Here is a 9,326-nt window from a genome sequence, read left to right as displayed (position 1 = left end):
TGTGTGTCGGCATGGTGCTGACGTTAGTGATTTCTAGCATTACCTCTGTGGTTGTTCTACTATTGCCAGACTTGATAGAGATAAACTTTACGTTAGACAGCGATTTGTTTGGATTCTCCCATAGCTTGGGCATCGTATTTATGATTTTTGGCTGTATATTCTATGGGATAATTTCTAATCATGAGAATTTTGGTAAGGTTCTAGTAATTGGTTCGATACTCCTCATTGCTCAAATACTAGCCTTCTTTTATCATCTACAAGCAGGTGGCGATTACATTTTAATTATGTACGCGCTTTTGGGATTCTGTGCTGGTATTGTCGGTATGGTTCCTGCTATCTTGGTGCAATTGTTTCCAACCAACGTGCGTCTCACGGGTATCTCTTTTTGTTATAATGTGACCTACGGTATCGTTGGTGTACTGATACCTTTTGGTCTTGGTTATGCCACAACTTTAGTAAGCTTTTCACCAGCACTATACATTGCCTTTATTGGCTTTATCGGTATTATCATGGGGCTGTATTTTTATAATTTGCCTGAATTTAAAAAAATTGACCATGTTATTTTATAAGTAATTGGTCAATCACTGTTTCGCATGACGCTTGAAGCTCTAGAAAATCTTGAAAATAAGGTGCAATGGGTTGTCTCATCCATTGCACCTTCTCCATTTATTTAAGACACAAATATTAAGGCTTAATCACCATGGTTGATATGACCAACAAACGCCTCTCCGTTGCGCCAATGATCGACTGGACTACGACAGATTATCGTTATTTTGCACGACTATTTAATCCACATACCTATCTATATACCGAGATGATCAGTACTGGCGCATTGATACATGGCAATCGAGCACGGCATTTGCGCTTTGATACGCTTGAGCATCCGCTTGTATTGCAGCTCGGCGGTGCAGACATCGGTGAAATGACACAATGCGCAGAGTTTGCTCAGCAATATGGCTATGACGAGGTCAATATCAATGTTGGCTGCCCCTCAGATCGCGTACAGCACAATAAGATAGGTGCCTGTCTGATGGCAGAACCTCAGACCGTCGCTGACTTGGTCAAGCATATGCAAGCTGCAGTCGATATTCCAGTGACGGTCAAGCATCGTATTGGCATCGATGACTTTGATAGTTATGAGTTTATGGTGGACTTTGTGCAGACCGTTGCGGCTGCTGGTTGTACCCGCTTTATCGTACATGCGCGTACGGCATGGTTGCAGGGGCTCAGCCCTAAGCAAAACCGCGAGATACCACCGCTGCGTTACGATGATGTGTACCGTCTAAAGCAGGATTTTCCTGAGCTAGATATCGAAATCAATGGCGGCATCGATACAATTGAGGACATCCGAACGCACCTACAGCATATCGATGGCGTGATGATTGGTCGGGCGTTTTATCACAACCCGTATCTATTAGCAGAGGCCAATAGCTTATGGAACGAGGCAGCACCCGACGCGATACCTAAGCGCTCAGAGATTTTAGAGCAGCTCTACCCTTATCTACAAGAACAAATCGCCAAAGGCGAAGCACTACCTACGATGACACGACATTATCTAGGATTGTTTCAAGGATTGATGGGTGCACGCAAATGGCGGCAAGCATTGAGCGGCAAACCTCAGCTAACGCTTGACGAGGTTAAACGAGCAGCCGATGAAGTGTTATCGTTAAATCCTAATGCATAATTTTATCGCCCAGCCAAATTTTTATATCTAACTGTCTCGATAGAATTCGCATGCCAGCCGTCGTGGTGGTCAGCATTTTATCTATGCCGCTTGCGCAATATACTGCCACATCGCTACGCCATTATTAACGATATGCAGTACGATTGGCAGTAATAGCGACCCTGACTTGATACGTGCATAGCAAAATATCAATGCCAATACTACGATAGTACTAATCTCATAGATACCATATTGCACATGAATCACAGCAAATATCAAACTTGTCACAATGCTTGCGACAATCGCCCCATGATTCGCTGAATACGATGGAGCTGTGAACTGTTCTGCGATGGCAGACCACAATATACCCCGAAAGATAACCTCTTCATAAATTGGTGCGACGACCACCATGGCAAACACCAACAGCCAAACCGAAATGACAGACTGATAGAGTGGATCAACAAACACCAACGGCGTCATATCGAGTACATACGTCAGCGCCTGACTGGCAATCATAAATATCAGTAGCAACCCAAGCATGCCTATACCCACCGACAGTGAGAACGGCTTTAAGGCTAGATATTGACGCAGACTGCCACCTTTTAAACGAATGATAAGCATGCTAATTGCCACTAGCAATACACAGCCGATGAGTATAGACAGGCTCACAACTGTTCCATCATTACTACCAAAATAGAATATCCGCCCTATCGATGTCCTTTCATCGGCAGGTAATACAAGCTTGCCAGCGACATAAACACCTACCAACTGACTGATAAAAACGCAAGCACCATTGCTACTGTTAGCACGAATGTAGCCACGCGCGAAAATAGCGGCAGAGACTTAGGTGAGACAGTCTTACTAGATGGCGCAGTTAGGTTCTTTGGCATAAAGGTATCACTTAAAAATACTCTGGCAGCTCATATCCATTACAAGCATGACTGATGGTATGTTGCGTTTATTTGGACAATTGCTGCTTGATCAATCCTAGCACCTGCATTGAGACAGACTCTGGATGCTCAAGTGGGAACATATGCCCTCCTTCGTGAGTCTCATAAGGAATACCCAAGCGCGATTTTATCTGCTGCGGAAAGCGACGTTTCAAAAAGATACTTTCTTGACCAATGATTAGAGTCACAGGCACTTTAGGGCCACGGTTTGGTGCCAGCCAATACCAAGAAGGATTGGTACGGAACACAGCGACTTCACTGGCCTTAGGGATGGCCAATGTCACCTTGCCATCCGCGCGCTCATGCAAGCCATGATCGATATATCCTTGAAAGCTACGCTCATCAAAATTCTTAAAAAACCCTTTATGTCGCATTTTTTTCATATGCTTCATCCCGGCTATCCCACACATCACGGCGATGCTTAGATACGCCAGCTGGTGACAGTTTGTCCATCAGACGATTATTCATAAGCGGTAATCTATCTGCTGTCTTTGCCAAATGCCATAACAAGCTGACTTTGCCATAAATCCAAGGCGGATCCATAAGCACCGCTTGTGCAAACAGTTCAGGCTGACGATACGTGGCCTGTAACGTACACATGGCCCCAAGCGAATGTCCCACTCCTACTACTTGTGCAACGCTGTGCTTTTCGCAAGCACTTGTTACGCTATCAATGATTTGCTGCGTCAGACTACGCCAATGATCATCTACTGGGTAATCGGGCGTATCACCCAACATCGCAATATACTCAATCGTAAAAAATTCTGATAAACCTTCAAAAAAATGGCTCATATACCGCGCTTGGCATTCCATTAGCATGGGCAAAATGCAGCACAGGTTTATTGGTTATTTTAGAGACAGGCAGTTTAGCAAAGGACTGCAAATTTATTTCATCACTCATGACAGACTCTCGTGGGAACGTTTATGTTATATATTATTTTTAATGATTGAACCTTGTACTATTGTCAAAACCAACAGCATCAAAACCAACAGCATCAAAACTAATCCCTTCAAAACCAACCATGTTTATATGGCAAGTTTGACGACTGTGTTTGATGGTTACAGTTGTATAGCTAATTTAATCAGGCTATCACTCAGACCAAGGTTTTTATTTGGTAGTGCATACAATTAAGGCTGAGCACAATTATATGCTCAGCCTTAACAATCATACACATTATATCTAGAACATAAAACGCTTAACGCATCTGCCCAGTGTTGCTTTCTTGTGGCAATACATCAAGACTAACGCTAGAGCCAATACCTGCACCTAACTTCACTGCAAAACGGTCCATAAACATTTGGAACGGATCGGTCGGGCTATAGCTAATGATCGTATCAAGGTCAAGTTGCTTACTTAGACTTGTGATACTACCTGTTTTGTCTGCTAGGCCTAGCTCAATGGACTGCTCACCTGTCCAGAATAACCCTGAGAACAGTTTGTTTTGCTCAGGATTTTTCAGACGGTCACCGCGACCTTCTTTGACAGCATTGATGAAATGCTTGTGCGTGTTTGCTAGTACTTTTTCGACATGATTTTCTTCATAGTCAGTCAACGGACGAGATAAGCTTAAGATATCTTTATACTCACCAGCCGTAATCGTACGATCTTCTACACCAACTTTGTCCATTAAGCCTTTAACGTTGTAGCTTGGCATAATGACACCGATAGAGCCGACCAAACTTGATGGATTGACATAAATCTCATCTGCGGCAGACGCAATATAATAAGCACCTGACGCACCGATATCACCAATCACCGCATAAAGCTTTTTGTCTGGGTACTCTTGGCGTAAGTCCATCATGGTCTGCCAAATCTCGTCAGACTGTACTGGTGAACCGCCAGGTGAGTTGATATCCAATGCTACTGCTTTTGAGTTACTGTTTGCAAAAGCGTCTCTCAATGCTTCATTGACATCATACGCATTGGCCACATCATCATTACTGATAACACCTTGCAGCTCAACCACTGCCAAATGCGGATCGCTAGTATCGACTGCGTCCATACCTGTTGGCGCACTGCTGCAACCACGACCAAGGGTCAAAAATATCAATAAGATATAACCAAAGGTCAGTAGTTTAAAAAAAGATACTCCAGCGACGAGCGCGGCGCTGCTCAACCACACTCGCTAATAACGTGTTTTCCAGCACCTTCCATTCTTGTCCACTTGGCGGGCTTGGTTGCTGCAGTTGCGTTGGCTGATTTGCCGAGTTATCAGGACGTTTGTTAGGGTCTGGTGGCCAGTTGGGCATATAACTTCCTAAGTTAGAAACAATCTAAAACAATAAAATGAGGTTGTCGAGAAATACAGCTAAAGCGGTGATGTATACCTGATACTGTCTCACCATATCTGCGACCTATGTTAATAGTCAGTGACCTGTATTAATAGGCTGCTAAGTATGGTGGTATTTCGATAATGGTTCAATAGTATAACTGTGAAATATCACTATATTGTAACGCTGATAATATAAGCCTTATTTTTGAGGGTTAGTAGTTTCGGCATTGGAAAAGCTATCAATGTTATTTAGCGATTTAGTTGTTTAGCAATAGTGCCGCGTCTAAAGGTTTATTATCATAGGTTATAACTTCATCGAATCTCTGACGACTTATAACATCAGCTGTAATCTGCGAAGCACTATGACCAAGCCATCTTATATTTTCGAATAGCATATTCTCATTATTCGACTCAACTGAACATAGTAATGACCACAGTTGCCAAACGCGTTGATGAGTAGCAATATCTAGAATCAAACGCGACTGGAAAGACGCTGACTGTTTGCCAGTTAACTGGTTAGATGCTACTTGTGCTTGAGGGCTGACAGGTGAATTGACAGGTAACGAATTGAGTGGGTCTGCCGCATTGTATCTCAGAACGCGTATAGGCAGATTAGTATCAAGAGCAATCGTACAATCCCAAATGCTAGTGTCACCTATCTTGGTCCAACCAGTGATGGCCTGTACTGACAACTCATCGTTAGCCGACTGCCATGTTTTGCCTTGCTCACAACGTTGGGCACTGATAGTAGGCGTATTTTCAGATTGCCTAATTATTTTATAGGCTTGCTGAAATGCAGACCAACGATCAGAGCGCCCTGCTTGCCAATATTGGCTAATGGTTAAGCGGTCATTTAATTGCGCAACGGTCATCGGTAGTAGTTCAGAATTTTTAGTATTAGCAATATTCTTATCGTCAGGAATTAACGTATCAGTCAGGCCGTCCCTGCTACTCTGTACGACAATACTCTCTAACTTATCGACAGATAAACTGCCCAATTGCTGCTTTAAATTTTCAGATAATTTATCTGCTGTCAGGCTGCTTGGCATCGTTCGTGTAGAGGCTGGTCTATGATCAGCTAAGAACAACCAATTGGTACTGTTTTCATTGACGATAGGATATTGCAGCAATGCTGCCGTTATATACGAATCACCCGTTGGTAGAATATATAGGGTCGGTACAGTTACCAGTGACTGCTGATTGGCATACACCGTCATCATCAGCAACGTTAATGGTGGTAACATCAACCAACGACTGAGTAAACCTCGTGGCAACAGCCAAGGCAATGCGCTTAGCAAAGCCATCGATAGTATCGCGATATTAACTGGTGTATAGAGCCACGCATCCGATAGCGCTGGCAATGACGTCAGCCAACTCATTAAATCGTGTAGATGACCAACTATCGTACTAATAATTACCCAAAGAATATCAGCAATACTCGGCACCAGAAGGTAACATAGTCCTGCTAATAGATTGAGCGGTACAATTACCCAACCAAATAGCCCAATGGCAAATAAATTAATAAAAAGTCCCCATAACGACGCCTTACCAAATAAAAGCAACGTAACGGGTAATAAAGTAAGAAACAGCCAAAACTGTAATTTAAACACTTGCTTGAACGTTTGCCAAACACGGTTAGATAGCGCGTTATTGATATGAGTACGTGGCTTATCATCGTATAAATTCGTTACAGCAGTAGTCTGGTGCTGATACGACGTATCATCATACTTGAGTAATAACGCCACTGCGATAAAAGACAGCCAATACCCCGCCTGCCATAATACGTAAGGGTCACGCCAAGCCATCAATATAGCCAATGCCAATAGCACGCGCATCGTACTGATAGGAAGCAATATCAATCTGACGAATCCAATCGCTAATAACATCCAAGCCGTACGAGCAGCAGGCACGTCAAAACCAGTAAATAGCGCATAAATAAAAGCGGCACCAATCATTACCCACCAGCGCACTTGCCAACGCGGAATACGACGATAAATCGCTGAATAATTACGATCAAACAGCAGTACGACTATACCTGCTAGCACAATAGCTAAAAAAAGTACGTGCGTGCCTGAAATAGCGAGCAGATGTGAGATACCCGCCAGTTGATATAAATCCTTAGTTTCACGATTAATCAAGCTACGATCACCCGTGAGCAGACTTAATGTCACCGCTTTTGCTTGTTGCTCTGCTGTCGTTTGCGCTGACCAGTCTTGATAGAAATGCTGTCGTAATCGCCAACGCCCTTGATCAATACGAGTACGAAAGCGCTGAAGATATGAGTCAGAATCTAGCGACTGCTTCGAATATTTTTCATCGCTGATTTTATTGCTGATTTCGTTACTGTTTACCAATGTAGGACTAATGGCCAAAATATTCGCAACGCCATCAATATGCCGACCTCGCAACCAGCGATAACTGTCAAAACCAGTAGGGTTATTGACTGCTTGCTCAGAAGTAGCCAACGGCGCCAGTGCTAGGATCATGAATATCTCATCACCGGGCTGCAATTCATTTAAGGATGCAAACTGGCTCTTATTCGCAGACTTTCTTGGATAAGCGTTAAGTAAGATTCGGTGTTCGCTGACTGCGATACTAACTTCATTGGAATTAACATCGTAATTTCTGCTTAGGCTATTTTTATTCACATCTAAGTAGTCGGATGTTTTAGTTGCTAACTCTTGGGGCGTTAGCTCAGCGACTAATGGAGCGATATTCGTTATCACCGCTACTTGGCGATACCCGCTGTCTGTAGTAGCATCATAAACACTGTCGCTCAACCCTTCGATACGCACGAGTGCTTGTACTCGTATCGGTGCAGTTATTTCAGTGGTTTCTGCTTGTTGATGAGTAACTAAAGCTTGCAGTGTGCTGCCTATCACTAATGCAGCCGTTAGCAAAGCTAAGACTAAATATCTAATAATACGGAAAGGAAGTTTAGTATACAGAGATGCGTTGTTAAAGGTATTGTTATCAGCGCTGTGGCTGTCTATCGAGGGTATGTTGAATTGAGCCAACGCCAGCAGAAAAGTGGCAAATATAGTCAGCGCCAAAGACAGATTGGATGGATCAATCATATCTAGCAAGGATAAGTCAGTTGGCAATATCACATTATCTGCGACTGCCAATACGCCCATCATGACTATAATTATGAGGCTACCAATCAACCAGTACACCAGCACTCCTTGCTTGATGACTTAAATATTATTCGGCCAAATATGGTGACTTACTATAGCAAATGACACGTGATGCAATAGCATTTATATTTATATTACCCTATACTGAGGCAACGTATTAGGTGGTAACTATCTGACACCACCATTCTGTGTGTTCTAACCTTTATCCTACTCACCATATATTACTTTATACCAGCTTCTCAATACCATTGAGTAGACTGTAGTTAATGATTAAAGGCGATCCTGTGCCCCAAAAACGTCTAAAAGACCTACTTCCTACACCAGAGAAAATCTTAGAAAGTCGCACTTTAAAGCTGTTTGCACCGCACTTGGCTGATCCAAGGTTATGGCATTTCAATCGACACAGCCTAAATAAGGCCGTCTATATCGGTGTACTAAGTGCATTTTTTTCCGCTGCCAGGACAGATGTTACTGGCACTTATTGGCTCGCTTATTTTTCGTGCCAATGTCCCTATGGCGCTTGGTTTGACATGGATTACCAACCCAGTCACTAGCTTGCCCATCTTTTATGCTGGATACTATATCGGCGCAAAAATCATTGATGCACCTGTGATTAGCTTGCGATTCATCGGTAGAATGATTGCTGATTTTAGCTTATGGGCATTATCAAATGGTGCCAATCCGTTCATTACTTATCGCGGTACAGTATCACTTGCTGCATTTTGTATCGGATTAACGATTTTGGCCGTAGTCACCAGTCTTATTTGCGGTTTGGCATTTAAGGCCATTTGGCGTTATAAGACCGTAGCGAGCTGGCAGAAACGTCAGCAAAAACCTTCTGACGAATCTGACAAGTTATAATGCAATTTATCTTTGTTATATAGCTATAACGCTTACGCCCTAGCTAAGCTTAGCTAGCAAAGCTTATTCTTCTTTACTGTTCTCTATAGCATTTAAGACTTTGTCAGTGAAATTGCTATCCATCGGTACAATCTCAATGACTTCATCATTTTTACAGAGCGTATAACGCTTACCTGTCGCGCTGTCTTGAACTTTTAGGTCGTAATCAACCCCAGCCAAAGTGATGGCATCAAACACAGGTCAGTAGCTCAGTTTGTGCCTGTCTATCGAGCGTTTCAAACAAAGTTGGATCGATGTAAGGCTTTAATGGCTCATCACCCTCTTCTGCACTGCCAAAAGCCGCAATTGGATTATCATCTTCACGCATTTTACGCATCCTTATAAAATAGATAAGGCGGCTGGCTCACAACCGCTTAATCGCTAGTTTCTATGATATATTTTA

General features: G+C 43.0%; 6 protein-coding genes and 4 pseudogenes. 4 read left to right on the top strand and 6 right to left on the bottom strand.

Going from position 1 to position 9,326, the window contains the following annotated elements; genetic code table 11:
• Nucleotides 1-569 (top strand): annotated as a pseudogene (locus TT11_RS16265) (MFS transporter); the annotation flags it as partial.
• A gap of 131 nt (nt 570-700) precedes the next feature.
• Nucleotides 701-1,684, top strand: coding sequence for a tRNA dihydrouridine(20/20a) synthase DusA (gene dusA, locus TT11_RS16260; protein WP_261871160.1), 984 nt, complete (start codon nt 701-703; stop codon nt 1,682-1,684).
• 81 nt (nt 1,685-1,765) lie between these two features.
• On the opposite strand, the pseudogene TT11_RS16255 reads toward dusA, so the two are convergent.
• The 4 genes and pseudogenes from TT11_RS16255 to TT11_RS16240 all read right to left on the bottom strand — a co-directional run bounded on the left by TT11_RS16255 (nt 1,766) and on the right by TT11_RS16240 (nt 8,062).
• Nucleotides 1,766-2,553 (bottom strand): annotated as a pseudogene (locus TT11_RS16255) (lysostaphin resistance A-like protein).
• 68 nt (nt 2,554-2,621) lie between these two features.
• Nucleotides 2,622-3,514 (bottom strand): annotated as a pseudogene (locus TT11_RS16250) (alpha/beta fold hydrolase).
• Nucleotides 3,515-3,809: 295 nt separating this feature from the next.
• A pseudogene (sppA, locus tag TT11_RS16245) lies at nt 3,810-4,863 on the bottom strand (signal peptide peptidase SppA).
• A gap of 280 nt (nt 4,864-5,143) precedes the next feature.
• Nucleotides 5,144-8,062 carry a ComEC/Rec2 family competence protein gene (locus TT11_RS16240; RefSeq protein WP_261871159.1) on the bottom strand — a complete coding sequence of 973 codons (2,919 nt, stop codon included), beginning with the start codon at nt 8,060-8,062 and terminating at the stop codon, nt 5,144-5,146.
• A 245-nt stretch (nt 8,063-8,307) separates the two neighbouring features.
• On the opposite strand from TT11_RS16240, the gene TT11_RS16235 reads away from it, so the two are divergent.
• Together TT11_RS16235 and TT11_RS16230 are read left to right on the top strand one after the other, a co-directional pair.
• Nucleotides 8,308-8,577: a DUF2062 domain-containing protein gene (locus TT11_RS16235; RefSeq protein ID WP_261871162.1), complete on the top strand. Its 270-nt coding sequence runs from the start codon at nt 8,308-8,310 to the stop codon at nt 8,575-8,577.
• Complete coding sequence (locus TT11_RS16230) at nt 8,489-8,884, top strand: DUF2062 domain-containing protein (protein ID WP_261871161.1); 396 nt, start codon at nt 8,489-8,491, stop codon at nt 8,882-8,884. Before TT11_RS16235 ends, TT11_RS16230 begins: the two co-directional genes overlap by 89 nt.
• Before the next feature lie 63 nt (nt 8,885-8,947).
• Here TT11_RS16230 and TT11_RS16225 read toward each other — a convergent pair whose 3' ends face one another.
• Both TT11_RS16225 and TT11_RS16220 read right to left on the bottom strand, forming a co-directional pair.
• Nucleotides 8,948-9,121: a hypothetical protein gene (locus TT11_RS16225; RefSeq protein ID WP_261871158.1), complete on the bottom strand. Its 174-nt coding sequence runs from the start codon at nt 9,119-9,121 to the stop codon at nt 8,948-8,950.
• Entirely contained in the window at nt 9,114-9,251 is a 138-nt protein-coding gene (locus TT11_RS16220) for a hypothetical protein (protein ID WP_261871157.1), read from the bottom strand. The genes TT11_RS16225 and TT11_RS16220 overlap by 8 nt, the downstream gene beginning before the upstream one ends.
• Nucleotides 9,252-9,326: the final 75 nt, after the last annotated feature.

Origin of the sequence: Psychrobacter sp. JCM 18901 (assembly GCF_000586435.1) — a bacterium.
GTDB lineage: Bacteria > Pseudomonadota > Gammaproteobacteria > Pseudomonadales > Moraxellaceae > Psychrobacter.
The sequence above is the reverse complement of the archived record's forward strand: the minus strand, read 5'-3'. Positions and strand labels throughout refer to the sequence as shown.